This is a genomic window from Gillisia sp. CAL575 (assembly GCF_000403785.1).
Taxonomy (GTDB): Bacteria; Bacteroidota; Bacteroidia; order Flavobacteriales; family Flavobacteriaceae; genus Gillisia.
The window spans coordinates 109,077-136,060 of sequence record NZ_APHJ01000023.1; the positions used below are offsets into that span (position 1 = coordinate 109,077).

A 26,984-nucleotide genomic window follows, 5' to 3' on the forward strand; every position below is an offset into this window, starting at 1 on the left:
CTGGCTATAAAGACAATTCTTTGTTGAGGTTGTTAATGTTTGAAGGAGCGCCAAAGAGGTAGAGTAGATCTCCCTGTTTTATAACTGTATCTGGAGTGATATCTGTAATATAATGGCTATCTCGTTTTATTGTTAAAATAGTAACCCCATAATTCTTGCTAATCCCAGATTCCATAACGGTTTTTTCTACCACGCTATTTGCACCTTGTGTTACACTAAGGGTTACAATATCTTTATTTGGTATATTTAAATGCCTGTAAGATGGAGTATGAGGCCCCACTTTTAGAGTAGTTAACATTTCATAATCTGAAGATCGCACCTGATTTATGAAATTTTGAATCTCATCATGAGGAATCAAATATTTCCTTAATACTCTACTGAAGATCTCTATAGATGTTTCAAATTCTTCTGGGATTACCTCATCTGCACCAAGTCTTATATTTTCTGCGATTTCTTTGACATATCTAGTGCGCACAATAATAAACGCGGTCTTAGAATAGTCTCGAACTTCATTGATGATTTTTTTGGTGGCATCAGGATCAGAAATAGCTATTACTACTACCCGAGCTTCTTGTACATGAATATGTTTTAAAATAACTGGATTGGTAGCATCTCCAAATACAATTGGTTCATTATTTTTCTTAGCCTCTTGAAATGCCTCTTGTTCCAGATCTACAATAATATAAGGAATATTAGTGCTTTTTGCCGCTTTAGATATATTCTTTCCGTTAATTCCATAGCCAATAATTACTAAATGATCTTTCAACTCTTCAGTATTAGAATGATTTTGAAGCTGAATATTATGGTAACTAATTAGTCGTTTTCTTATCGTTTTTGGAACAGGTAATTTCAGCAGAAAATAAGTAAGCTTAGGTGCATAGTTCATTAAGAACGGAGTAAGCGCCATTGTAATAATTGAAATTGCTAAAAAGTACTGGTAGATATTGGTAGGTAATAAGCCGTTTTCTAGACCTACGGTGGATAGTAAAAGGGAAAATTCACCTACTTGAAATATCGAGAAAACAGTTAAAAACATCGTTCTCGCAGGGTATCTTAAGCTTATCACTGTAATCGTAATTATCAGCATTTTCAGTAAAATAACTGCAATAACTAAGAGTATAACGTAAATGAAATTATTAAAAAAGAACTCTAGATTCAATAAAGAGCCTACAGAGATAAAGAAAAAGCTTATAAAGATCTCCCGAAATGGTAGCACATTCGCTGTAGCCTGATGACTGTAATCTGATTCAGATATAATTAGACCCGCAAAGAATGCTCCTAAGGCTAGTGAAAGTCCTATAGCAGATGTAAGCCACGCTACCGAGAAGCAAAACACTATGGTAGTTAAGATAAATAACTCCCTGTTTTTGGATTTTATTACTAATTCAAAAATCCTCGGGACTATATAGATAGCCAATAGATAAATGATAATTAAAACACCCACTATTTTAATAAGGAGGATTCCAAGGGTGTTCCAAATGTTTTCATCTTGCCCTGTTAATAGTGGAGTTAGTAACATCATGGGAACAACCACGATATCCTGAAATATTAGGATGGCAACTGTTATTCTTCCATGTGGGGAGGTAACTTCTCCCTTTTCCTGTAGAATTTTTAGTACGATTGCAGTACTACTTAAGGAAAATAGAAACCCAATAAAAACAGCTGTATTAAGAGGAATTCCTATGATGTTAGCCAAAAAAGCAGTTAAAAGTATGGTACCGCCAACTTGCATTCCACCACCAATAATGATGGTTTTTTTTATGGCTGCCAAACCTTTAAGAGAAAGTTCTATTCCAATAATAAAGAGAAGAAATATGATTCCTATTTCAGACAGAAGTTCTACTTCATGTTGGGAACTAATTAAATTGAAAGCGTAAGGTCCTGCAATTATTCCCGCAAGTAAAAAACCCAATAAGGAGGGAACTTTTATTTTCTGAAATAAAAGAATTATAAAAATAGAAAGACCTAAAATTATAACGATGTCCTTGAGGATTGGTATATCCATTACTGCTAAAATTGATTTTTATTAGCAACGAATTTACAAATAGGAGTTCAATAATAATATTATAAGTGTGCTTTGTGACAGAAATATTAAAATTCTACTAAGAATAAGTTTTAGGTAATCAACATAACTTTGAAAAAAATAAGAGGTTGTCTAATAAAAATCATCCTAGCATGCCGAAAAAATTCAGAATGAAGATCTTTATTAAACAACCTCTAGTAATTCTTGCGGTATGCCTTTAGTTTTTTAACCAGGCAGTTCTTAATTTCACTTTTGCATCTGTTGCAGGAAGTTCCATTTCTTTTATTGTAGTTGTCTTAGTAGAAGGAGCTGTGATTTTCCCCGTTAATAAAACTTCTTCCTCATTTCTTTCTAGCAACATATTAATATCATCACCTTCACTCCATGACTGTGAACCCATTACTAAATCGTATACATTCTGGATAGTATATGTAGTTCCATTCACTTCTTTAATAATGTCTCCATTTTTGACTCCTAGTTGGGTTAAAAAAGAATTTAATGTAATCCCTTTTCTGAAAAACAATTCCATGCTCTCAGGATTTCCATCTATATAAGGCACCTGTCCATTTAAGAAAAAGGAGGTTGGAGTTTCTTCGGTAGCCATTTCAATACCAACTTTACTTAAAAATTGATCATAAGGAATAGGAGTACTCCCCGTAACATAAGTGTCAAAGAAATTCTGAATTTCTGGATAGGTCAATGAAACGATAGTTGGTATTAATTGATCATCTTTAAATGGCTTATTCTTGCCATATTTCTCACTAAGTTTTTTCATAAGATCTAAAATTCCCATTTCACCTTTACTCAATTCTCGAAGTCTAAGATCTAAAGCCATTCCAATTAATGCACCTTTTTGATATACATTATAGTACTCATCTTTGTAAGGAGCATCCAAAACATTTTTGCTCATGTAAGTAAATGATAAGCTATCATTATAGTTCTTAGAAGACTCTATTTGAGAGGATACTCTCTTATAAAAATCTTGGTTATCTATTAAACCTTGATTTATTTGAAATAGATTGGCGAAGTATTCTGTTACTCCTTCATACATCCATAAATGCTGAGACATTTTAGGATTGTTATAATCAAAATAATGGATCTCTTCTGCATGGACATTTAATGGAGTAAGAATATGAAAGAATTCATGGGAAACCACATCTGTCATTGCACCATTTAAAGTTTCTAATGGCATTGTCTCGGGAAGTACTACTACCGTAGAAGTATGATGTTCTAAAGCTCCAAATCCTTTAGCGTCTAATTTTGCAGGATCTGCCAAATACAGTAAGATGGAGTAATTAGCTGTATTGTCTATTTTTCCTAAAAATCGCTTTTGAGCTGCGATCATAGTTTCAATTTGTGGCTTGATGCTTTTAGCTGTATGAATCTTGTTTGGAGAATACACAGATAATAACACTTTTATACCTTCTACATTTACATAAGTAGTATCTGGCTTGGAATACATAATGGGATTATCTACTACGTCAAAATACCGCTGAGCTAAGTAAATGTCTTTTTTAGAATTTGGTGTTTTCTCTAGATCAACACTTTCTGAAAGTTTAAGGGAAGTACTACCAAAAAGATCATTTGGTCTATTGATGATTAATTGATAAGGTTTTTCTTTTAATTCATCAAAATAGCCTACAAAACCATGTAGATTTAAGAGGATGTTATTTTTCACATCGATATTAGTTCCAGAAGGAGAAAACACTCCTTTTTCACCATCAATGTCAAAAGTATCATTCACCAAGTAAGTGATCTTATCTAGATTTGCTGAGTTTTCAATTTTCCAGGAATTTTCATCAGTTTTAACAACTAACAGTTCTGCACCTAAATAATCTATAGCTTTAAAATCCTCTATAAATTTTCCGTAATTATCTATAGAATAAGTACCAGGAACTGTTTTAGGGATATGAAATGTTACTTCTGAAGTGATAAATTTTCCTGGATCTACTGTAACTTTTACTCTATCATCTTTAATATTTATAAGATCGAGATTTACTACAGTTCTATCTTCTGTAGTAGTATTAATATTTTGAGTTGTTTTACATCCAAATGCCACACTTATTAGTGCTATAGAATATATTAATTTCTTCATTAATTAGGGTTTATTTTCGTTTACACGAATTAGACTTACAGCAGTATCAAATGTTACACCATTTTGTCTTCAACTCATTCAATATTATAGGTTTTGTATTATTATTTACAATTCGTTAATAAGTTGTTAATAAATTCATAAAGTGAAATAGCTGAAAATGAGCGTACTTGCGATATCTAAAAACCTAATAAATATGAAATTAACATTACTCTACAAATTATGTGTAATAATCTGTTTGCTTTTTAGTATAACAGGAATCGCACAAGAAGTTTTTGTGAATGAAATCCATTATGACAATAATAGTAGTGATATAGGTGAAGGTATAGAAATTGCCGGGCCAGCAGGTACGCTCCTTGATGGATGGTCTATAGTTGAATATAATGGTAACGGTGGTGGAACTTCAGGAACTACTGCATTATTTGGTACTATTCCAGATCTTCAAGGTGGTTTTGGTGCTATTTTCTTCCCTATCTCAGGTTTACAAAATGGATCTCCAGATGGATTTGCATTGGTAAATGATCTAAATGAAATCATACAATTTTTAAGTTATGAAGGGGTGCTAATCGCAACGTCTGGAGTAGCTAACGGATTAACCAGTACAGATATTGGAGTTAGTGAATCTGGAACTTCAGCAGTAGGTTTTTCACTTCAGCTAGCGGGTACAGGACAGCAGTATCAGGATTTTACCTGGCAAGAATCTGCATTAAACAGCTATGATGCTGTTAATAATGGGCAAGATTTTGGAGGAGAAGTAGTACCGCCAACGATTGTAATAAACGAAGTTGATGCAGATACTCCTGGAACTGATGTTTTGGAATTTGTAGAGCTTTATGATGGAGGAGTTGGGAACTCTTCACTAGATGGAAAAGTGTTGGTTTTCTTTAATGGATCTAATAATCTTAGTTATAATACTTTCGACCTAAGCGGTATGACCACTAATGAGGAGGGATATTTGGTTTTAGGAAATACAGATGTGGAAAATGTAAATATTATATTTTCTAGTAACGGACTCCAGAATGGAGCTGATGCTGTTGCACTTTATAATGGATCTTCTATAGATTTTCCAAACGGAACTGCTGTAACTACAAATAATTTAATTGATTCATTTGTATATGACACCAATGATTCTGATGATGCAGATTTATTAGTCTTATTAAATGAAGGTCAGCCGCAGATAAATGAAGATGGAATGGGAGATAAAGATTCTCATTCTTCTCAACGATATATCAACGGGACTGGAGGACTTAGAAATAGCCTTACCTACGTTCAGGCATTGCCAACTCCAGGTAAAGTAAATACCAATATTACAGAACCAGTTAATTTAGTGATTAATGAACTGGATGCGGATACTCCGGGAAGCGATTCAAAAGAATTTTTAGAATTATATGATGGTGGAAAAGGGAATACTCCTTTAGATGGATTTATCGTGGTGACCTATAACGGGAACGGTGATAAAAGTTATGGTGCATATGATCTTGCAGGACAAGTTACCAATACAGAAGGTTATTTTGTTATGGGAAATGCCGATGTAGAAAACGTAAATATGGTCGTTTCTAGTAATACCTTTCAAAATGGAGCAGACGCAGTTGCATTATATCAGGATGTAGTATCCAGTTTTCCGAATGGAACCGAAATTACTTTAGAAAATTTAGTAGATGCTTTAGTATATGGGACAGACGATCCTCAAGATGAAGAATTGGTAGTTCTTCTAAATGAAGGACAATTGCAAGCAGATGAAAATGCTAACGGAAGTCAGGCAGATGAATCTTTACAGAGATTTCCAAATGGCCAAGGAGGAGTAAGAAACACAGCTTCATATATTGCAACAAAACCATCGCCAGGTAAAGAAAATGGTGCTATAATTCCTCAAACAGAATTATTGACGATTGCTGAAGCCAGAATAGTAGCAGATAATGAGACTGTTACAATCACAGGTACCTTAACGGTAACAGATCAATTTAGTGGTCCTGCTTATATTCAAGATGAAACTGGAGCAATGGCTATTTATGATGCACAGGTTTATGGAAAGGATAACTTTAAGATTGGAGATTCTATAACAGTAACCGGAACTAAGATCACTTATAATGGACAAATTGAAATTAGTCCTGTTAGTAGAGTAGATTTTGAGGGACAAGCCATTAATCCAATTGTTCCATTACAAATTACACTTGCAGAATTGTCTGAGCATCCAGATGAATTGGTTACTATCACAGATATCACTTTTGCTGAAGATGTTGTTGGCGACTTAATTTTTGGTGGTGGAAACTATGACGTTTCAGATTCTAGCGGACCTGGAGTTTTCAGAATAGATCCTCAAACTTCTGCTTTTGTTGGAAAAGCGATTCCTGCTAGTTGTGCTCAAATAACAGGTATAGCAGCAGATGTTTATTTCAATATCATTCCTAGAATCTTGGAAGATTTCCCATGTGCTGGAACTTTTGATAATACAGGAACAGATTCAGTTATTTCGAGAGAACTTACGTTAGATGTTGTTACTTGGAATATTGAGTGGTTTGGTGATGAAGCCAATACTCCAGTTTACAACAATCCAAATTCAGATGAAATTCAGAAAAATAAAGTTAAAGCCGTTTTATTGGATCTGGATGCCGATGTTATTGCTGTAGAAGAGATTTCCGATGACGTTTTATTCGGACAAATGATTTCTGAAATGGAAGGTTACGATTATATACTTTCTGATGCTACTTCGTATCCGGATTCTCCAGGAGGACAGAAAGTTGGTTTTATTTATAGAACCGATGTGGTTTCTGTAAAGTCTACCAGAGCAATGTTTAAATCTGTACATCCGTTTTATGATGGAGACGGTTCTTTACTTTCAGATTACCCGGAAAGCCCAGATAGATTTTATGCAAGTGGAAGATTACCATTTATGATGGAAGCCGATGTGACCTTGAATGGACAAACGAATACAATCAATTTCGTAGGATTACATGCAAGAGCAAATGGTAGTACAGATTCTCAGTCTAGATATGATATGAGGAAATATGATGTTGGTGTTCTAAAGGATTCTTTAGATATGTACTATTCAGATAAGAATGTAATGATACTTGGAGATTTTAATGATGATGTGGATGTTACTGTGGCAGACGGGATCAATTCTACTGAAACTACGTACCAAGCCTATGTGAATGATACTCAAAACTATAATATTTTAACTGCAATTTTAAGTGAGCAAGGCTTTAGATCTTATGCCTTTAGAGAGAATATGATAGATCATATTATGGTCACTACAGAATTATCTGATAACTATGTAGATGGAAGTGCCAGAGTTCATTACGAATATTACGATAGTGAGTTTACTACTACAGCTTCAGATCACTTTCCGGTTTCAGTAAGAATGGTTCTTAAGAATATAGTAATAGTTTCAGTAGAGACTACAGACGTTACTTGTAATGGAACTTCAACAGGAACAGCAACAGTAAATTTAGATGGTGGAATAGCACCTTATAGTTATCTGTGGATTGATGGTCAGGAAACTCAAACTGCTGTTAATTTAGCTGCCGGCACATATTCTGTTGAAGTTACAGATGGAACAGGAAATACAGTTACTGCCAATAATATTATTATTTCTGAAACCGATGCCTTAGAGTTATCTCTTATCGAAGATCAATTGGTTTATTCTGGATACAATAGTACTTGCATTACACTTAGTGCAACTGCAATTAGTGGAGGTAGAGGTGCTTATTCTTATTCTTGGAGCACGGGTGAAACTACAGAAACAATAACGGTATGTCCTTTTGAAACTACAAGCTATACTTTAGAGATTTCTGATGCTTATGGATGTTCAGTTGCAGCAAGTGTTATGGTAACAGTTCAGGATGTTGCTTGTGGAAATGGAAAAGGTCAAGATAAGGTTCAGCTTTGTTTTAATGGTAATTCTATTTGTGTGGCCTTGCCAGCAGTAGAAGCTCATTTAAGAAAAGGGGCAGTCTTAGGTAGTTGTTCTGGAGAAAATGTTGTGGTAGAAGCTATCGCTGCGGCTCCAAATCCTACAAATAACTTCACAACTATTAGAGTAACTAGTGCTGTAAACTATAAAGCTGAGGTATTGGTTTTTGATCTTAATGGAAACCTATTGAGCACACAGAATGTAAAGCTTAATAAAGGAAATTCAGACTTTATAGTAGATCTTACTAAAATGATCACTGGGATGTATGTAATCCAAGTGAAAGGAGCCACTTTCGAAAGTTCTCCTTTAAAAGTGATGAAATATTAAGTAGTATTAGTTAAGCAAAAAAAAAAAAGGCGCCAATTGGCGCCTCTTTTTAATTTAGACAAAAATTCTAAATTTATTCTCTTATTTGTCCATCACCCAATACATAATATTTATTGGTAACCAATTGCTTTAATCCAAGAGGTCCGCGATGGTGAAGTTTATCTGTACTAATAGCTAGTTCTGCTCCAACTCCCATTTGTCCGCCATCTGTAAAGCGGGTAGAGGCGTTATGGTAAACAGCTGCACTATCTACTTGCTCCATAAATTCTATAGCTTCACTTTTATCTTTGGTAATGATTACCGCAGAATGTCCGCCAGAGTATTTATTAATCTTGCTTATCGCCTTATCCATTCCGTCTACATTTCCCACCACAATTTTCATGGCTAAAAATTCTTCGTACCAAGTATCTTCATTTGGTAGTTTTTCTTCGGAATTCAGAACTTCTGAAATCTTATCATCAACTAAAATCTCTACATTATTATCTTTCAATAATTTCTGAAGTTCTTTCAATCTGGATTCGTATTCTGGTAGATTTTGATCTATTAATACTTTATCTAATGCATTACAACCTGATATTTTATCGGTCTTAGCATTTAGGATCACTTTTTTAGCAGTCTCGAAATCGGCGTTTTCAGAAACATATAAAAAGTTGTTTCCTCTACCACTAACAAGAACAGCACCTGTGGCATGCTCTTTTACAAAACCAATCAAGCGTTCACCACCTCTAGGTACAATAAGATCTAATTGTACTGGCGGGTTCTTCAAGAATTTCTGAGTTTCCTCTCTGTTTAAATGCAAAAGCTCGATCCAATTGGTTTCCAGCCCATTTTCAGTTAAGGCTTCATGCCAACATTCTTCTAATATTTTGTTACTATTAATTGCTTCTTTTCCACCTTTCAAAAAGATCTTATTATTGGCTTTAAATGCAAGAACAGCCGCTTCTATAGTTACATCTGGTCTAGACTCATAGATGATCATTATATTTCCAAAAGGAGCGGTTTTATTAGTAATATCCAAACCATTATCCAATACCAGGTGAGAAATGGTATTTCCAACAGGGTCTTCTTGGCCCATTACTTCTTTAATAGACTGGATCATTCCATCCACCTTCTTATCATTAACAATAAGTCGATCATACATGGCGCCTTCTTTTTCTCCAAAGGCATCAAGATCTTTTTTATTTGCTTCTATGATATGTGCCCGCTTTGTATCCAAAATGCGGATCATCGCTTTAAGCACATTATTCTTTATTTCTGTTTTTATCAACTTCATATTATCTCTCTTTAAAACTTGTTAACTATTCTTTATGCCGTAAACTTGGTTCCAACAGATTTTCCGGCTAGAATATCTAATATTACATTTCTTCTTTTACCGTTGGCTATATAGGTTGGGATATTTTTAGCGGCAGTTTCTTTGGCAATCTTAATTTTAGACTCCATTCCTCCGCGACCTTCACCTTCACCTTTTTCAGATACTTGAACATATTGTTCTACATCCTCATCTCCATTAACTTTATTTAATTTCTCTGAATCATCATGGTCAGGATGCCCTGTATAAAGTCCCTCAGTATCACTTAAGATTATTAGACAATCAGCTTTTATTAACTCTGCTACCAAACTCGCCAATTCATCATTGTCTGAAAACATAGACATGGTTACTGAAACAGCATCATCTTCATTTGCTATAGGTATTATCCCTTCAGAAAGTAAAGACTCGTAACAGTTAATCATATTTTCCCGGTGAACACCGGGACTAAAGTCACGTTTTGTTGCCAAAACCTGACCACAGCGCATTCCATAATCGTGGAATAGGCTATAATAGTGACGCATCATTCTTGGTTGCCCTACAGATGAAAATACTTGTCTACGTTTAGATTCATCTTTTATTTTAATATCTCCTAAAACTTCCATTCCTGCAATTGCAGAGCCGGAAGATACCAACACCACCATAATATCTTCTTCATATAATGTGGCAATCTGTTTCACGAGATTTTTCAATACCGGTACTAAAATTCTGTTGTCTTTATTGGTCATTACATTAGAACCAACTTTTACAACAATTCTCTTCTTCTCCATTTTATTGATCTTAAAATTCGTGTTTATTAATTTTACTCGTTACCTAGTTCCACAGCTCTGTCAAAAGCAGCATAGGCAGCATCTTTTATTAATTCTTTTACATTATTATCTTCCATAGAGTCTAAGGCAGCTCTAGTAGTTCCTCCTTTGGATGCAACTCTTTCCATCCATGTATTTGGGGAAAGGTCAGACTGATTGAATAATTCTACAGCTCCTTCAAATGTTTTACTTACAAGTATTTTTGAATCATTAGTAGAAAAGCCCATTTTTTGTGCTGCTTCCAACATAGATTGCATAAAATAAAAGACATAAGCTGGTCCGCTTCCTGAGATACCCGTAGAAGCATCTATAAAGTTCTCGTTAGAAACTCTAATAGATTCTCCTGTAGTATCTAATAAATTTCTTATCATAAGGAGTTCTACTCTGGAAACTTCTTTAGACTCTGTATATGAAGTAACCCCTTTTCCTACTTGTGCAGGTAAATTAGGCATTGCTCTGATTACTTTTTTCACATCTAAACTGTTCTGAATTGTTTCAATAGTAACACCCGCCATAATAGAAACAAAGATTTGTTCTTTGTTAATTAATGATTTGATTTCACTAAATAGTGCTTCAGAGTGAAAAGGTTTTACGGCAATAAAAACCACATCGGCTTGAGGAAGACAATCTTCTATTTTATCGTAAACATTAAAGTGGGAATGTTGCTTTAAAGACCCAATTAATTCTTCTGATTTGTCATAGATCATTAATTTGTGTCTGTTTAAAAGAAAGGATTTGGACATACCTTCTGCATAAGTTAATCCCATGTTTCCTCCTCCAATAACTAATATTCTCATTTTCTTGTTTTTTGTTAAAAATTTACTTCCAAAATTAATTCGGTTGATTTTCTATTAGTAAAGGTGCAAAGACCATACTAGACTAGGCTTTTATGCAATTTAGAGTAGAAAGCAGCTAATAGTTTAAAATGCCAACAATGGTATTATCAATTATTAGGTTTAATACGTGGAAATATATAAAATGCTATTAGTTCAATGTAGACTGTAATAAATAGCTTTAATAGCTGATAAACAGTATAATAGGTGGTAATATAAAAATATATTAGCAGTTTTAGCTCATTACTTAATTCTTAGGTAATAGATGTGTTTACTATTTAATTTTAAATGAATTTGAACAATAATAATAATTAAATAATAATTTTTAAATAAACCTAATAATGCGCCAATATGACAAAAAGGGTAATAATGACAGTTATATTATAGGGAATAACTTAAACTAAAATCAGGCTTAATTGGAAAGGCGCAGTTTATTAGTACAATATTTGAAGAGTTCAGTTTGATACTCAGCAAAATCTTTAAAAAAATTCAACAATCGAATTTCTAATTTTTTATGTTCAGAATAATAAAATGACTCACATGAAATGTCTTCGCATTCCAGCATTCCATTAATATCATTTTTGTGATTACTAATTAACTGATGCAACTCTATTTTTTCAGTTTTTAATATGGTAAGAGCATTGGAGAAAGTAGATAATTGTTCATCTAAATGTGGGAGTTCTGATTGAAAAATATCTGCCGAAACAAACTGACTTAAAAAGGTAATCTTTTCGGAAGTTGTGAGAAGTTTTTCATTCCACTCTCTAATATCATTAAAAAGCTGGTCTACATTCTTTTCATTTGCGGAACCACTTTGTTTAGTTAAGGTAGTCATGTTGCAAGTTTTAAAAATTCATCTCTTATAAAGATAGGACTTTTATAAAATTATTACAAGTGAATTGACTTCTAGTTTAAGGAATCTAAGTATTTTGAAATGGAGCTAGAACTCCCATTTTTTTTAATATTTAAAAGATATTATTCACTCTATATCCTCAATTCAACTGGTTTAGTAAGATTTTAGTTAATTACCATCCTCAACCATTCTACTGTCAGTAGAGTTTAAACCAATGTAAACTTGCAAATTAGCTTAAGTTTTTGATTAGTAGTTTCTTACCATTGTTCCGATAAATTGAGAATTGCAGTAATTTTATGAAAATTTAGGATGAAAATCGATTAATATGACTTAAGATTTCACTAAATTAAGTAAGATTTTAAAGTATCATATTAAGGGGCTACTGATTATTAAAGAAATATGTTATGAAACATTTAATTTGCCAGAGTTGTGGATTGCCTTTTTCAGGAAAGTTCATGGGGACTAACAGAAATAATACTAAAAATGACGAGTATTGTTTAAGCTGTTTTGATAATGGAGAATTTGTGGATCACTCTCTTACCATGCATAGTTTGGAAGTGAAACTAGTGGAAATGGCAGAAGTACATAATGAGATCACTTTAGAAGAAGCTCAGTCCGTAATTAAAAACTTGCCTTATCTTAAACGCTGGCACATGAGTATAATGTGAAATTTAAACTTTAAATATTATGGAAAGTATTACTCGATTATTAAACCAGATTAATATTATTACCTTGGAAATTGAAACTAAATATCCAGAGATCTATAAATTTTTAGATGAAGATACTTTAACACTCCCATTTAGAGAACACCCAAAAATCAATGCAGAGATATTGTTTGATTACCTTCAAAGTTTAAAGCAACTTTTATCTCATCATAAAGAAACACATTTATTAAACTGATTTTATTGGAATTGGAGATGCTTTTTTGTACATCGAAATTCTTTATTTGAATAACGAACTAGTCATTCGATGATTTAATATTATGATTTTCAGTAATTTAAGCGTTTTTAAAAATAATTTTTAATTTATCTTTTTTTTAATTTTTGTGTTATAAAATCGATTACATTTGGGCACTAAATCAATTAATAAATTTTAAAATGAAAAAATCATTTTTAACTCTTGCTGCAATCGCATTAGTTTTAAGTTTTACCTCTTGTAAAGATGAATCAGCTGAACAAAATGAAGTTGAAGTAATCGAAGAAGTTGAAGCTCCTGTTGAAGTTATGGAAACTCCTTCTGAAGACGTTATGGATTCTACTGATGTAGATACTGTAGAGGTAGAGGAAATGACTGAAACTGCTGTAAACTAATTACAGTAACTTTCGAATATATAGAAAGCCCGAACTCTTAGAGTTCGGGCTTTTTTATTTTAAAGAGCTTAGTTTAGTTAGTTCTTAATTTCAACTTCTTTATCTTCACTTCCTTCGTTGTCTTCCTTATTAGGTACAGGAAAACCTCTATCTCTCATTAAGGCATTTATTGTTGCATCCCTTCCTCTAAATAATTTATATGCTTCAGCAGGATCCATTGCATTTCTTGGCGCAAATAAATATTTCACCAATTTAGCTGCCATATCTTTATCGTAAAAACCTCCAGGAGATTCAGCAAAAGCTTCAGCAGCATCTGCAGTTAAAACATCTGCCCATAAATAGCCATAATATCCGGTTGCATAACCTTCTCCAGAAAACACATGTCCAAATTGCGGAGATCGATGACGCATTACAATTTCTTCAGGCATATTTAATTCTTTTAACGCCTTTTTCTCAAAGCTCTTCGGATTTATATTCTCAGGATCAATAGTATGATATTTCATATCCATCAATGCGGAAGCTAAAAACTCTGTGGTTTCAAATCCTTGATTAAAAGTAGATGCATTTTTAATTTTCTGAACAAGAGCTGCAGGAATTGGTTCTCCTGTTTCATGATGCAGCAAAAACTGATTAATCACTTTATCTGTAGATAGCCATCTCTCTAATAGCTGCGATTGAAATTCTGTATAATCACGAACTCCACCATTTAAGGTGGGATATTTCACATTAGCAGATAAGAAGTGTAAAGCGTGTCCGAATTCATGGAAAAAGGTAGTAGCATCATCCCATGAGATAAGTGAAGGTTCTCCTGGAGCTGGCTTTACAAAATTAGAGTTATTAGAAGCCAGCACAGTTTCTTTGCCATCAAATGTGGTATAACTTCTATAAGTTGTTGCCCAAGCGCCAGAACGTTTGCCAGGCCGCGCATAGGGATCTAAATACCAAAGTCCAATATGTTCTCCAGTTGTTTTATCTGTAACGTCCCAGACATTCACATCTTCATGAAAAACCGGTACGCTTCCTTTAGCAACCGGACTAAAATTAAAGTTAAATAATTCTCCTGCCGTAAAGAATAAGGCTTGTGTAAGATTATCTAATTGTAAATATTGTTTTACTTCATCAGAGTCAAGATCGTATTTATCTTTTCTAACTTTTTCAGCAAAATATCTATAATCCCAAGGTTTAATTGTAATATCAAGATCCTCCTTTTCTGCAATAGCTTGCATATCTGCTACTTCCTGTTCTACTCTTGCAAGAGCAGCTGGCCATACAGCATTCATTAACTTCATAGCGTTTTCTGGATTCTTCGCCATTCTGTTTTGTAAGCGCCACTCTGCATAATTATTATATCCCATCAACTTAACACGTTCATTCCGAAGTTTTAAGATTTGTGAGATCAGCTTATTATTATCATACTCATCATTATTATCTCCTCTCGAATAATAGGTTTCCCAAACCTTTTCACGTAGCTCTCTTTCATCTGAATACGTTAAAAAAGGATCCATAGAAGAACGGGTGTTTGTAATGGCATATTTTCCTTCTTCATCTCTATCTGTAGCTGCTTTTGCAGCGGCTTTTACAAAAGAATCGGGTAAACCACCTAACTGCTCTTTCTCTAAGTAGGTAACATAGCTTTCTTCATCATGCAAGACATTATTAGAAAAACTTGTATATAATTGAGATAATTCTTTGTTGATTTCTGCATAACGTTTTTTAGCTTTCTCATCTAAGTTAGCACCTTCCATTGCAAAATTCTCGTAGATAAGTTGCACAACTCGTTGCTGATCATCATCCAGAGAAGTCTTTATAGAACTATCATAAACCGTTTTAATGCGCCCAAATAATTTTTTGTTTTGTGAGATCTTAGAAGAGTAATCTGAAATTTTTGGGGAAAGTTCTTGTTGTATTTCCCTAAATTCAGGAGACGAAACATTGCTACTCCATATTCCATAATAGGTAAAAGCCCTGTCTAATTCCTTTCCCGCTCTTTCCATGGCAACTATGGTGTTCTCAAAAGTCGCGGGGGCTTTATTGTTCGCTATTTTCTCGATTTCCTTTAAATGCATTTCCATACCCATTTCTATGGCTGGTTGCAATTGAGAAAGTTCCATTTTATTAAATGCAGGAACTCCATCATAAGGACCGGTCCATTTAGATAAGAGTATGTTTTCTGTACCGCTTGTTTTTTTGTTTTCCATTTTAGTTTTAGTGTGCTCTTGTGCTTGAACTGTAAGTACGGGAGTTATGCCTAAAGTTGCAATTACTGCAAGTCCCAAAGTCCGTTTTTGATACTTTAAAAGATTATTTTTCATTATAGTTGTTAAGGTTAATTTCAAAAAATTAAATTTAATTATTCCATTTTTAAAAAGCTCATAGATTCTTGTTAAAGCTTAACAGGTCATATTTACTTTTTGGGCTAAAATAATTATCATCTAGACCTATTATTTCAGCTTATCAAATCCAAAACTTATAATTATTAATCATTAATTTTTAATTTTACCGCGGTGAATTTTATTCACATTTTTTTATCTTTAAGAATTGTAACTTTATTTGTATGATAAGTTCAACAAAAGCTGTAGTCAATAAATCTTCTGAGCTAAAATCTATGGAATCTAGACTAATAGCAGTAGGAGCTAGTGCTGGAGGATTAGAGGCCTTAAAATCTTTTTTTGAAGGTATTCCTGCCAAGGATAATAATAGCTACATTGTTATTCAACACCTTTCCCCAGACTTTAAAAGTATGATGGGGGAATTGCTAGAAAAGTCTACAGACTTATCTATTGAAGAAATTGAAGAAAATACCGAAATAAGCCCGGGCACCATTTACCTTATCCCCACATCTAGTAATCTTATTATTCAAAATGGGCAGTTGCAGTTAGTTGACAAACCAAAGGGACAAAAATTGAATTTGCCTATAGATATGTTTCTTCAATCCTTGGCTCAATTTAAAGAGGATCAAGCGATCGCAATTATATTAAGTGGTACAGGAAGTGATGGAACCAGAGGGATTAAAACTATCAAGGAAAAAGGTGGATTGGTGATGGTACAAAATCCCACTCAGGCTAAATTTGATGGGATGCCACAAAGTGCAATTCAGACAGGGTTAGTAGACTATGTTTTGAATACAGAGAATATGGGGAAGGAGCTTCAAAAATATATTAATGCTCCCGTGGTGCTTCATTTTACAGATGACGATATTCAATATGATGAGGTTACGCTGTCTAAAATATTAAATCTAATTCACGAAGCTACAGATGTAGACTTTACCGAGTATAAACATTCTACATTGGCAAGAAGAGTCGCCAGGCGTGTAAATGTTTGCCAATGTAGTTCACTTTCAGAATATTATAATTTATTAAAATCACAACCAATTGAAATTCCAATATTAGCCAGAGAATTTTTAATTGGAGTTACTAAATTTTTTAGAGATCTTCCTGTGTGGGAAATTATGGAGGAAACTGTGATTCCCGAAATTATTGCAGGTAAGGTAAATGGAGAAAAACTTAAGATCTGGGATGTTGCTTGCAGTACAGGAGAAGAGGCCTATAGCTTAGCAATGTACATTAATGAGGAGTTAGAGCGACAGAATAAAAAAATTGAAGTTAAAATATTTGCCACAGATATTTCTCAAGAACATTTAGATATTGGGGGACTGGGAATTTATTCTGAAAGTATTGTAGCAGATATGGATCCTGCTTTGCTTCAGAAATATTTTATCACTAAAAACAACGGATATCAGGCTGTAGAGAAATTGAGAGATATGATAATTTTTTCACATCACAATATCATCAAGAACCCTCCATTTCATAATATGGACTTGGTACTGTGTAGAAATATGCTTATTTATTTTCAGCCAAGTATACAAAAGAGAGCATTAAATGTGTTGCATTACAGCTTAAGGGAAAATGGTTTTTTAGTCTTAGGAACAAGTGAAAGTATTAGTAGCCATTCTGATAGTTTTGAAGTAATTAATAGAAAATGGAAAATATATAAAAATACGCTATTGAGAAAAAGTTTAAATGCTGAAGTTCTTCATTCCTCTGCTAATAACAGGCCTAGAGAAAAATCGAGAACTAGATCAATTTCCAAATCTCGCCCGAAAGTATCGAGTGCTGTTCAAAAAATAAACAATGAGTTAAATGAAGCAATTCTTGAACAATTTGGAGGTGCTAGCGTTTTTATAGATTCAGAGTACAATATTCTTCAGGCAATAGGAGAATTCAGGAAATATGCCAGTCTTCCAGTTGTTGGTTTTTCTATAAACTTACTGGATATGTTAAGTGCAGACCTTAAACATATTGTAAAAGCTACGGTTAAAGCGGCGGTACAAAGAAACGAAAAAGTCGTTTATAAAGATGCGATCTATACCCATCAAGATGAAAACAAAAATTTGGATCTTATTGTTAAACCTTTTAAGAGTCATAATTTAGATCAAGAAGTGAACTATGTGCTTACATTTCTTGAAAAAGAGTTAGAACTTTCTCAAATAGAACCTGTAGAAAGGCTTACGGTAGACAGTAGATCTCAAAACTACATCATGGAACTAGAGGAGGATCTTAGAAAAACTAAGGAAGAACTTCAATCCTCTATTATGGAGGTTGAAACTAGTAATGAGGAGTTGCAAGCTGCAAATGAAGAATTATTAGCTTCTAATGAAGAATTGCAGAGCACCAATGAAGAATTGCAAAGTGTAAATGAAGAAATAAATACAGTTAATGCTGAAAATATTCAGAAGATTGATGATCTCGCTTCTTTAAATGCAGACATTAATAATCTATTAGAAAGCACAGATATTGGTACCATATTTTTAGATAATGAATTGCGAATTAGAAAATTCACCCCTGCTATTAAAAAACATTTTAGTTTAATAAATTCAGATATTGGGCGTCCAATAAATAATTTCAATTCTAATTTTGGAGTTAATAGAACTAAATCACTTCTTCAAAAATGTAAAGAGGTTTTAGCTACTGGTAAAACGATTGTTAGTAACATTAGATCGCTGGATAATAAAAGTTATTTAAGGAGAATTTCTGTCTTTAAAGATTCAAATGATAAAAGCACGGGTATCGTAATTACGTTTGTGGATGTTGAGTCTTTAGAAAAGGCAAAAAGAAGGGTAGAATTAAGTGAGAAAAGATTCAAGTCTTTTTATGAAGATGATCCTATTATGCATATAAGTGTAGATCCTTTTACACTAAATATAAATCAATGCAATAAACAGACCTTAGAAAAATTAGGCTATAGCTCCAAAGAGGAAATTATAGGAAAACCAATTTTTGATCTTTATGAGGATGATGCACAAGTTCAAGTGCTTAAATTAAATAGATTATTTAAAGAACGTGGAGAACTTGTAAACGTAGAGCAAGAAATGATTACAAAGGATGGCGTAAAATTACCCATGATTTTAAATTCTACTTTAGAGGTTGATGATAAGAATACTGTTGTAGCTTATAGATTTACTTGTGTAGATATTTCTGCATTAAAACAAGCACAGGAAGATTTAAAAGAGCAGAAATCAGATTTGGAAAGAGTTAATAAAGATCTGGAACAGTTTGTATCTATATGCTCTCATGATTTACAAGAGCCTCTTGCTACTATTAAATTTGGGAGTGATATTCTAGGAAAGATATATGCAGAGAAATTAGATGATAAAGCAAAAGAGTATATTTCTTATATAGATGAGGCCTCAGATAGATTAGCTAATCAGATTAAAGGCTTGTTAGAACATTCCAGAATAGGTAGAGATTCCAAAAAGATAATGGTAGATTCTAAGGAACTTATGGAAGTTGTAAAATATGATCTTGGTAAAAGATTGAGAGAGACCAAGGGAAAAGTTTATATAGGAAACCTCCCGAAATTAATGGCTTATGAGATCGAGTTGAGATTATTATTTCAAAATCTTTTAAGCAATGCGCTTAAATATATAGCAAAGGATAGAATCCCAGAAATTAGAGTTTCAGCATATCCAGAAGGAGATTATTGGATCTTTTCTTTTATGGACAACGGAATAGGAATTTCTGAAGAAGATCAAAAGAATATTTTTACAATTTTTAATAGAGTTCGTACTCAAGATAAATATGAAGGTACTGGTGTAGGTCTAGCTCACGTAGAGAAAATCGTTCAATTACATGAAGGAAATGTATGGGTAGATTCTCAATTAGGAGTTGGTAGTACCTTTTATGTAAAGCTGAAAAAAGCTTAATTATAACTGCACCAGAAAATATGAATACTCAAAAAACTACTATCACCAATTGTGAAAAGGAACCTATACATATTATAGGGCGATCTCAGGCACATGGAGTTATTTTGGTATGCAATCCAATTAGTTTAGAAATCACTCAGTGTACGGAGAACGCAGAACAATTATTTGGTTTGTCTGTAAATCATTTATTAGGACAAAACTTAGCTATATTAATTTCTTCTGAAAAAATTTCCCAGATAACGGAAAAACTGGATCAAGGTAAAAATTTACTGCCAGATGAAGAAGTTATTAATAACAGCAAGTTCCTTATTATCCCGCACTTTTCCCAAGCTAATTTGATTTTAGATTTTGAATTCGCGGGAATAGATCTGCCCTCATCAATAAATCAAAATTTGCTTCCATCAATTTTATCGGAAATTGAAAATACTAAAACAATACCAGAAATGTGCAAGCTGGCAGTTTCTCAAATAAAAAATTTATTTGAGTATGATAGAGTGATGATGTATAAGTTTGATGATGAATGGAATGGGGAAGTGATAGCGGAGATTAAAGAAATTCATTTAGAAAGCTGGTTAGGCCTGCATTATCCTGCACGGGATATTCCAAAACAAGCTCGAGAGATATTTTTAAAACAAGGAGTGCGAATAATTGCTGATGTAAATTTTATAACGTCAAAATTAATCCCCGAAATCTCTCCAATCTCTAATAAACCTTTAGATATTTCTAGATCTGAATTACGGAGCGTATCTCCAATTCATATAGAATACCTTCAAAATATGGGGGTAGGAGCAAGTCTTACCGCTGCTATAATTTTAGATGGTGAGTTATGGGGTTTATTAGCTTGTCATCATTATTCGCCAAAATTCATAAATTATCATCAAAGACAAACCTGTAAATTTATTACTCAGGTGTTTAGTAATAGTCTCTCGGTAAAGACCACGAAGACATTTTTACATCATATGGAAGCTTCCGAAGAGGTTCGAAAAAAGTTAGTGCTTCAAATGGAATCGATTTCCAATATCAAAGATTCACTTTTAAACTTCAGCCTAAAATTCACCGATATTATAGAGTGCTCTGGAGGTGCTTTTTATCAAGAAGGGAAATTAAAACTAGTTGGAATTACACCTCAAAAAGAGGATATAATGGACCTTCTCCGAAATTTCATTTTCAAAAAAGATGAGGAAGTTTTTTATACCAAAAACCTTAAAGCACATTATGTAAAAGCGAAAACTTACACAAAATTCGCTTCTGGAATTTTAAGTTTGCGTTTGAAGGATGCAAAGAATTCCTTTCTGCTATGGTTCAGACCAGAAATTTCTGAAACTGTTACTTGGGGAGGTAATCCAGAGAAGATTGGTTTTATTAAGGAAGGGGTAGAATATTTAAGTCCTAGAAAATCTTTTGAAAAATGGACTCAGCAAAATGCAGGTATTTCTAAACAATGGGAAAATTACGATCTCCAAGCTGTAGCTGCACTACAAGAAAGTATAACTTATATTATTGTAAAAAAGCAACGAGACGAAATTCTAGATCTTAATGATCAATTGATTGTTGCTAACCAAGAATTACAAACCTTTAATTATAGTATCTCACATGATCTTCGTGCTCCTTTAAGAGGTATAGAGGGCTACGCCAGAATTCTCCGGGATCACCACCTTGAGGGTTTGGATGATTATAGTAAAAAAGCGATTAACACAATTGTTAGTTCTGCAGAAGATATGGATAGGTTAATAGAAGATATTTTATCCTACTCTAGTGTTGGTAAAACTAACTTGAATAGGGAAATATTATCTATCGACAAAATGATTGAGGATATCCTTCTCAAACAGAACATGGCAAAACATTTTCCTAACACTTCAATTATACTAGCCTCAGAATTCCCTAAAATAGAGGCAGATAGGAGGTTGATCTCCCAATTATTAAATAATTTAATTGGAAATGCGTTTAAATATTCATCTAAGTCATTAAAACCTTTAGTAGAAATTGGATATATTAAAAAGGAGAAAGAAAATGTTTATTTTGTGAAGGACAATGGAATAGGAATAGATCCAAATTTAAATCATAAAATTTTCGATGTTTTTTCCAGATTGGCGGGAGATGAATATGAGGGTTCTGGAATTGGACTTGCAATTGCTAAAAAAGTTGTTGATATACACCAAGGAGAATTATGGCTAGAATCTAATTTAAATAAAGGATCTACTTTCTTTTTTAGTATCCCTAATCCGGTAAATTAAACTATTAGAATTAATTTGCATTATTATTTTAATTATGATCACAATCCCTTTAAGAATATTATTAGCTGAAGATCATAAAACGGATGCTGAGTTAATTACATTTCACCTGGAGCAGTTGGTAGAAACACTGGAAATTAGAGTGGTAGATAATTTGCCACTTTTCAACCAAGAATTACAGATCTTTGTTCCAGATTTAATTATTTCAGATTATAACATGCCCACTTGTACGGGATTGGATGTGCTAAAAGCTACTAAGGAATTTGATATTAATTTGCCTTTTATTTTTATTACTGGAACAATTGAAGATGAGGAGATGGCTGCCAATACCATTCTCGCTGGAGCAAGTGGTTTTATACTGAAGAAAGACATGCGTAATCTTCAAGAAAAACTAAAACCTTTATTAAAAAGAGTGGTTTTTAATATCTCCCAACAGCAGGTTATTAGGGATAGAGTTCGAAAAAACAAAATTGCTGTAAATCAAATTTACCAGTTCTTAGATAGTATTAAGGCTGAAAATGAAGAACAGCGAGCGAATTTAAAGGAGATTAAAAAAAACATTGACGGAATAGAATTAGAAAAGGATGATAAATAGTTTAAGAGAGCACACTAAATCTTTGCATCAGGAAATAGAAAAAGATAACCTGGCGGGCCTTATTATGGATCACAGTATTAGTCTTGCAGAGTATAAAACATTATTGCTTCAAAACTATATTTCTTATAAGCTTGTAGAAAATGCCGTAATACCTTATTTAAAAGATTTTGGGAGCATTAAAAGTGATCAATTAGAAAAAGATCTTAATGCATTAGATGTAAATCTAAATGTAGTGGAACGATTTAAAAATGGCATTTCTTGTTCTAACAAAGTAGAGGCTCTAGGAGCAGCGTATGTAGTAGAAGGATCTGTACTCGGCGGATTGATGATCGCTAAGGAATTGAAAAATTGTAAGAATTTAGAAGACATAAAAGAACATCGTTTCTTTAATGGAGATCGTAATAATATTTCTGGTTGGAAAACTTTTCTGAAAAAAATTAATTCCGAAGATTTTTCTGAAGAGGAGAAATTACAAGCTTCAAATAAGGCAAAAGATACTTTTATGTTTTTTGGGAAGGTGTTTTCAGAAGTTAGATCTTCTAAAATAGAAAGCAACTCGGTATTATAGTTTAAATTTTTCTACCTGAACTATTTTGCCAACATCCATATCATTTAAATATTCATTTGCAATTCTAAATCGCACCAACCTTAATGTTGGGAAACCTACAGCGGCGGTCATTTTTTTTACTTGTCTAAATTTCCCTTCCGTTAAAGTTATAGATGCCCAGCTTGTTGGTCCATGCCTGTCATCTCTAATCTTTTTAGATCGTTCTGGAAACACAGGAGCGGGATCTAAAATTTGAGCCTTACATGGATCTGTGAGGTATTTCTCGCCATTAATTCCAATTTGCACGCCAGACTTTAACTGCTCTAAAGCTTTTTTAGTGATTAGACCATCCAACTGTACATAATATTCTTTTTCAACAGCCGAACTTCTAACTGTCTCACTCATTTTTCCATCTGTAGTGAGAAATAGAAGGCCTTCAGAGTCTTCATCTAATCTTCCAATTGCCATGATTCCTTCGGGGAATTCACCAAGTTCTCCCAGCAATTTCTTATTCCTTCGAGTTTTATGATTGTGAAGAAATTGGCTGAGATAGCCATAGGGTTTATAAATTTTGAAATGCTGATGGGACATGAAGCGGTTTTACTTAATGTCAAAAGTATAAAAAAAGAAGGGAAGCTTTTAGCATGAATTAGGAATGACTTTTGAATATAACATTATTGCCAGTAAAATGGAGATCAAATAAAAAAATAAAGTCTTGCTAATTCATTTGATTAAAATAAATTAGCCATATTATTTTTCAAAGATCTAAACTCAACATCAAAGCTATAAGTTATTATGAAAAAAACACTTTTATTACTCCTCGCATTACCTGTTTTACTTTTTACCTCTTGTTCTGGTGACGATGATTCTGCCCCACCAGTTGAAACTACTAGTCTATATGGAACTTGGGATTTAGACTATTTTGTTCAAAATGGAAGCGTTACCGAAAATATAGATTGTAGTAACCAAATTACCTATGTATTTACAAATGCCAAAACTTATACTAAGACGACTTTTGCTGGTGAAGGATCTACAAATTGTTCTGTAGCAGTTATTGTTAACGGGACTTGGGAGAATTTAGGTGACAATCAATTTAAGCTAACTCCAAATGGAAGCAGTACAAATCAAACTTTGAATATCAACTTTCAAGATCTTAATAAAAAATTCTCGATAATATTTAGTGGTAACTATACAGAGGTGTATGCTAAAAGAAATTAAATAGAAGTATTCCTCAATAAAAAAAAAGCTGCCTTTCAAAGGCAGCTTTTTTTTATTGAAAATTTAACTTTAATAGTTTCAGTTTTGTTTTATTTGCAGTGTAACTTATAGCCTAATTAAAAAACCTTTCAGCAGGAAGTATTATATATATTGTAATTCACCTTCCCAATGATCCAAACCAATTAAATTTTAATACATGAAATTAGTAATACTGTCTGCAAATCCAAATTTATATTCTACAAAAAGACTTGTTGAAGTTGGGGAAAAGAAGGGACATGAAATGATCGTTGTGAATCATACAAAGTGTGATCTTGTAATAGAAAAGAAAAAGCCTAGTGTAATTTATAAAGGGAAAGAACTTACAGATATAGATGGTGTAATTCCTAGAATTGGTGCTTCAGTTACTTTTTTCGGGACAGCAGTGGTAAGACAATTTGAGATGATGAAAGTTTTTACAGCTACAGAATCTCAGGCTCTAGTTAGATCCAGGGATAAATTAAGAAGCTTACAAATACTTTCCCGAGCTAGTTTAGGACTTCCTAAAACCGTTTTCAGCAACTATTCTAAAGATGTGAGTAGTGTGATAGATAAGGTTGGTGGAGCTCCTTTGGTGATTAAATTATTAGAAGGAACTCAAGGTTTAGGAGTTGTTTTAGCAGATAACAGAAATTCAGCTGAATCTATTTTAGAGGCTTTTAATGGTTTGCAAGCGAGAGTGATTGTTCAGGAGTTTATAAAAGAAGCAAAAGGTGCAGATCTACGTGCATTTGTTGTAGATGGAGTTGTAGTAGGAGCTATGAAAAGACAAGGAAAAGAAGGAGAATTTAGATCTAATTTGCATAGAGGAGGATCTGCGGAGATTATTGAACTTACAGATGAAGAAGAAAATGCAGCGCTTAAAGCTGCCCGTGTCATGGGACTTGGAGTAGCGGGAGTAGATATGTTACAATCTGCCCGAGGACCATTAATATTAGAGGTGAATTCTTCACCTGGATTAGAAGGAATAGAACGTGCAACTGGTAAAAACATCGCACTTCAGATAATTAAGTATGTAGAGAGAAACGCAGAATAGCTTTCAGCATTAATAATAAATAACCCATTTGTCCTTTTCGATCTTATGGGTGAAAGTCTCCAATAAATAGCTCAAAGAGTCATTTAGTGGAGACTTTTTCTTTTCAATATATACCAGTTCCTTTTCTTTAAATTCGTTTTTGAATTTTTCTAATTCTGTTGGAACATTAATATTTATATAATTCTTTTTAAACACAGTATATTCTTCAAATTGAGTTTCTCTAAATGTATTGTAATTATTAGCTCTTACCGTAATTATATCTGCATCTAAATAAAAGTTCGCAGATGGGATCAGGTCATCAAAAATGATCACACTTTTTAATTCTTCACCCTTTTCTTTCTGAATAAATTTGGAGACATCTTGAAAGGAATTAATAATTTTAGCATTATTTGAAGCCATTACGGTATGAACCAAAAGTAAGACAAGAACAAAATAAAATCCTAAGTTCAACAATTTTGAAATTGCATCAGATCTATTTAATTTAATAAAGAAGAACATCCCTCCTATACTCATACCAATAAGTAGTATGGCAGAATAAAGAGGTATTTCGATGTCGGTTAGAAATTGAGAAGCAATTAGTCCAAAAATTAAAATAGCGAAAGAAACATAATATATCCTGCTAAACCATTTCAACTGCTTTTCTGAAAATTTATAGATTATATGTCCTCCTAAAATTGCGATAAAGGAGAAAATTGGGAGAATATAGAGGATCAATTTTGAGGAAAATAGTGAGAATAGAATTAGCAAACTAATCGCAGTCACTATAAGAATTTTATTAATTACTAATTCTTGCCAGATCTGTTTAGATTTTTTCTGGAAATAAGCAATAATAAAAAAAATCCAAGGCAATCCAAGGGCTGGGATCAATACTAAGTAATACCAAATTGGCTGGGTTCTATGGAATTGTTCGGCATTTGTTGCTCTATTAATTATTTGTTCCTGTATAAAATAATGCCACACATTAGGATCATCCAGTATTATGGCTAAAAACCAAGAACATGAAATTGCAAGCATTAGAATAATTCCTGTAAATAAATGCACAGAAAATTTTATTTTTTCTTTTCTAAAAAAGTTCCAACAGATAATAAAAAAAATAGAAGGGACTAATCCCACTGGACCTTTGGTGAGAAAGGCCAATCCTAGAACTATAAAAAAGCCATATAAATAGCTTGTTTTTTTTATGTGTTTAAATTGCAACCAAAGATAAATACTCCATAATATAAATGTTGCAAGAAAAGCATCGGTAGTAAGATTTCTGGCAGCTATTAACACGATTGGAAAGGAAGAGTAAATAAGAGCACTTGCGTAGGCGATCTTATCATCTTTGTAAATTAAAAGTGAAATCCTGTATACCAGATATATTTGTAATAGGAGAGTAATTCCCAGAAAAAACCGTGCTCCAAATTCATTTATCCCAAATATCTGATATCCTAAAGATGTAATGTAATAGGTAAGTGGTGGTTTGTGGTAATGCTTAATTCCCATTAATGTAGGATGCAGGTAATCTCCACTTACTACCATTTCTTTACTTATCTCGGCATATCTGGCCTCACTCGTTTCGGCTAGTCCAAAGCTTCCAAGTCCAATATTAAATACCAAGAATAATAAAAAAAGTAATTTTAATAATTTTAGTTGCATAGTGGTATTTATAGATTT

19 protein-coding genes are annotated in these 26,984 nt (G+C 33.1%); 10 read left to right on the top strand and 9 right to left on the bottom strand.

The window, feature by feature from the left end; genetic code table 11:
• Positions 1 to 4 precede the first annotated feature (4 nt).
• The gene (locus I130_RS07060) at positions 5 to 2,005 is read right to left on the bottom strand and encodes a cation:proton antiporter (protein WP_034920741.1); all 2,001 of its coding nucleotides are present in this window, start codon (positions 2,003 to 2,005) and stop codon (positions 5 to 7) included.
• 235 nt (positions 2,006 to 2,240) lie between these two features.
• On the bottom strand, positions 2,241 to 4,118 hold the full coding sequence (locus I130_RS07065; RefSeq protein WP_034920742.1) for a peptidase M61: 1,878 nt from the start codon (positions 4,116 to 4,118) through the stop codon (positions 2,241 to 2,243).
• A 193-nt stretch (positions 4,119 to 4,311) separates the two neighbouring features.
• Here I130_RS07065 and I130_RS07070 point away from each other — a divergent pair, with 193 nt between their 5' ends.
• The gene (locus tag I130_RS07070; protein ID WP_034920743.1) at positions 4,312 to 8,352 is read left to right on the top strand and encodes an endonuclease/exonuclease/phosphatase family protein; all 4,041 of its coding nucleotides are present in this window, start codon (positions 4,312 to 4,314) and stop codon (positions 8,350 to 8,352) included.
• A 73-nt stretch (positions 8,353 to 8,425) separates the two neighbouring features.
• Here I130_RS07070 and I130_RS07075 read toward each other — a convergent pair whose 3' ends face one another.
• The 4 genes from I130_RS07075 to I130_RS07090 all read right to left on the bottom strand — a co-directional run bounded on the left by I130_RS07075 (position 8,426) and on the right by I130_RS07090 (position 12,135).
• Positions 8,426 to 9,625 carry a glutamate-5-semialdehyde dehydrogenase gene (locus tag I130_RS07075; RefSeq protein ID WP_034920744.1) on the bottom strand — a complete coding sequence of 400 codons (1,200 nt, stop codon included), beginning with the start codon at positions 9,623 to 9,625 and terminating at the stop codon, positions 8,426 to 8,428.
• Positions 9,626 to 9,657: 32 nt separating this feature from the next.
• Entirely contained in the window at positions 9,658 to 10,428 is a 771-nt protein-coding gene (gene proB, locus I130_RS07080; RefSeq protein ID WP_034920745.1) for a glutamate 5-kinase, read from the bottom strand.
• A 32-nt stretch (positions 10,429 to 10,460) separates the two neighbouring features.
• Positions 10,461 to 11,264 carry a pyrroline-5-carboxylate reductase gene (gene proC / locus I130_RS07085; RefSeq protein WP_034920746.1) on the bottom strand — a complete coding sequence of 268 codons (804 nt, stop codon included), beginning with the start codon at positions 11,262 to 11,264 and terminating at the stop codon, positions 10,461 to 10,463.
• Positions 11,265 to 11,712: 448 nt separating this feature from the next.
• Positions 11,713 to 12,135, bottom strand: a complete 423-nt coding sequence (locus I130_RS07090; protein WP_034920747.1) for a hypothetical protein — start codon at positions 12,133 to 12,135, stop codon at positions 11,713 to 11,715.
• 422 nt (positions 12,136 to 12,557) lie between these two features.
• Between I130_RS07090 and I130_RS07095 the strand changes: the two genes are divergently transcribed.
• The 3 genes from I130_RS07095 to I130_RS07105 all read left to right on the top strand — a co-directional run bounded on the left by I130_RS07095 (position 12,558) and on the right by I130_RS07105 (position 13,463).
• Positions 12,558 to 12,821, top strand: coding sequence for a zinc ribbon domain-containing protein (locus I130_RS07095; protein WP_034920749.1), 264 nt, complete (start codon positions 12,558 to 12,560; stop codon positions 12,819 to 12,821).
• Between the two features lie 19 nt (positions 12,822 to 12,840).
• Positions 12,841 to 13,053 carry a hypothetical protein gene (locus I130_RS07100; RefSeq protein WP_034920751.1) on the top strand — a complete coding sequence of 71 codons (213 nt, stop codon included), beginning with the start codon at positions 12,841 to 12,843 and terminating at the stop codon, positions 13,051 to 13,053.
• Between the two features lie 197 nt (positions 13,054 to 13,250).
• On the top strand, positions 13,251 to 13,463 hold the full coding sequence (locus I130_RS07105; RefSeq protein ID WP_034920754.1) for a hypothetical protein: 213 nt from the start codon (positions 13,251 to 13,253) through the stop codon (positions 13,461 to 13,463).
• Positions 13,464 to 13,540: 77 nt separating this feature from the next.
• On the opposite strand, the gene I130_RS07110 is transcribed toward I130_RS07105, so the two are convergent.
• Positions 13,541 to 15,775, bottom strand: coding sequence for a M3 family metallopeptidase (locus I130_RS07110; protein ID WP_034920757.1), 2,235 nt, complete (start codon positions 15,773 to 15,775; stop codon positions 13,541 to 13,543).
• Positions 15,776 to 16,068: 293 nt separating this feature from the next.
• Here I130_RS07110 and I130_RS07115 point away from each other — a divergent pair, with 293 nt between their 5' ends.
• From I130_RS07115 to I130_RS07130, 4 genes are read left to right on the top strand one after another with little or no spacing between them, the layout of a single operon-like run.
• Entirely contained in the window at positions 16,069 to 19,665 is a 3,597-nt protein-coding gene (locus I130_RS07115) for a chemotaxis protein CheB (RefSeq protein ID WP_232224038.1), read from the top strand.
• Between the two features lie 20 nt (positions 19,666 to 19,685).
• Entirely contained in the window at positions 19,686 to 21,899 is a 2,214-nt protein-coding gene (locus I130_RS07120) for an ATP-binding protein (RefSeq protein WP_034920760.1), read from the top strand.
• 34 nt (positions 21,900 to 21,933) lie between these two features.
• The gene (locus I130_RS07125; RefSeq protein ID WP_034920762.1) at positions 21,934 to 22,491 is read left to right on the top strand and encodes a response regulator; all 558 of its coding nucleotides are present in this window, start codon (positions 21,934 to 21,936) and stop codon (positions 22,489 to 22,491) included.
• Positions 22,481 to 23,059: a biliverdin-producing heme oxygenase gene (locus I130_RS07130; RefSeq protein ID WP_051119641.1), complete on the top strand. Its 579-nt coding sequence runs from the start codon at positions 22,481 to 22,483 to the stop codon at positions 23,057 to 23,059. Before I130_RS07125 ends, I130_RS07130 begins: the two co-directional genes overlap by 11 nt.
• Here I130_RS07130 and I130_RS07135 read toward each other — a convergent pair.
• Positions 23,054 to 23,629 (bottom strand): pseudouridine synthase, encoded by a 576-nt coding sequence (locus tag I130_RS07135; protein ID WP_034920763.1) that lies wholly within the window; start codon positions 23,627 to 23,629, stop codon positions 23,054 to 23,056. The two genes, I130_RS07130 and I130_RS07135, sit on opposite strands and share 6 nt — an antisense overlap.
• A gap of 204 nt (positions 23,630 to 23,833) precedes the next feature.
• Between I130_RS07135 and I130_RS07140 the strand changes: the two genes are divergently transcribed.
• Positions 23,834 to 24,256, top strand: a complete 423-nt coding sequence (locus tag I130_RS07140; protein WP_034920765.1) for a lipocalin family protein — start codon at positions 23,834 to 23,836, stop codon at positions 24,254 to 24,256.
• A gap of 196 nt (positions 24,257 to 24,452) precedes the next feature.
• Positions 24,453 to 25,328, top strand: coding sequence for a 30S ribosomal protein S6--L-glutamate ligase (rimK, locus tag I130_RS07145; RefSeq protein ID WP_034920767.1), 876 nt, complete (start codon positions 24,453 to 24,455; stop codon positions 25,326 to 25,328).
• A gap of 9 nt (positions 25,329 to 25,337) precedes the next feature.
• Here the strand turns inward: rimK and I130_RS07150 are convergent, their stop codons facing one another.
• Positions 25,338 to 26,966, bottom strand: a complete 1,629-nt coding sequence (locus tag I130_RS07150; protein WP_034920769.1) for an ArnT family glycosyltransferase — start codon at positions 26,964 to 26,966, stop codon at positions 25,338 to 25,340.
• Positions 26,967 to 26,984 lie beyond the last annotated feature (18 nt).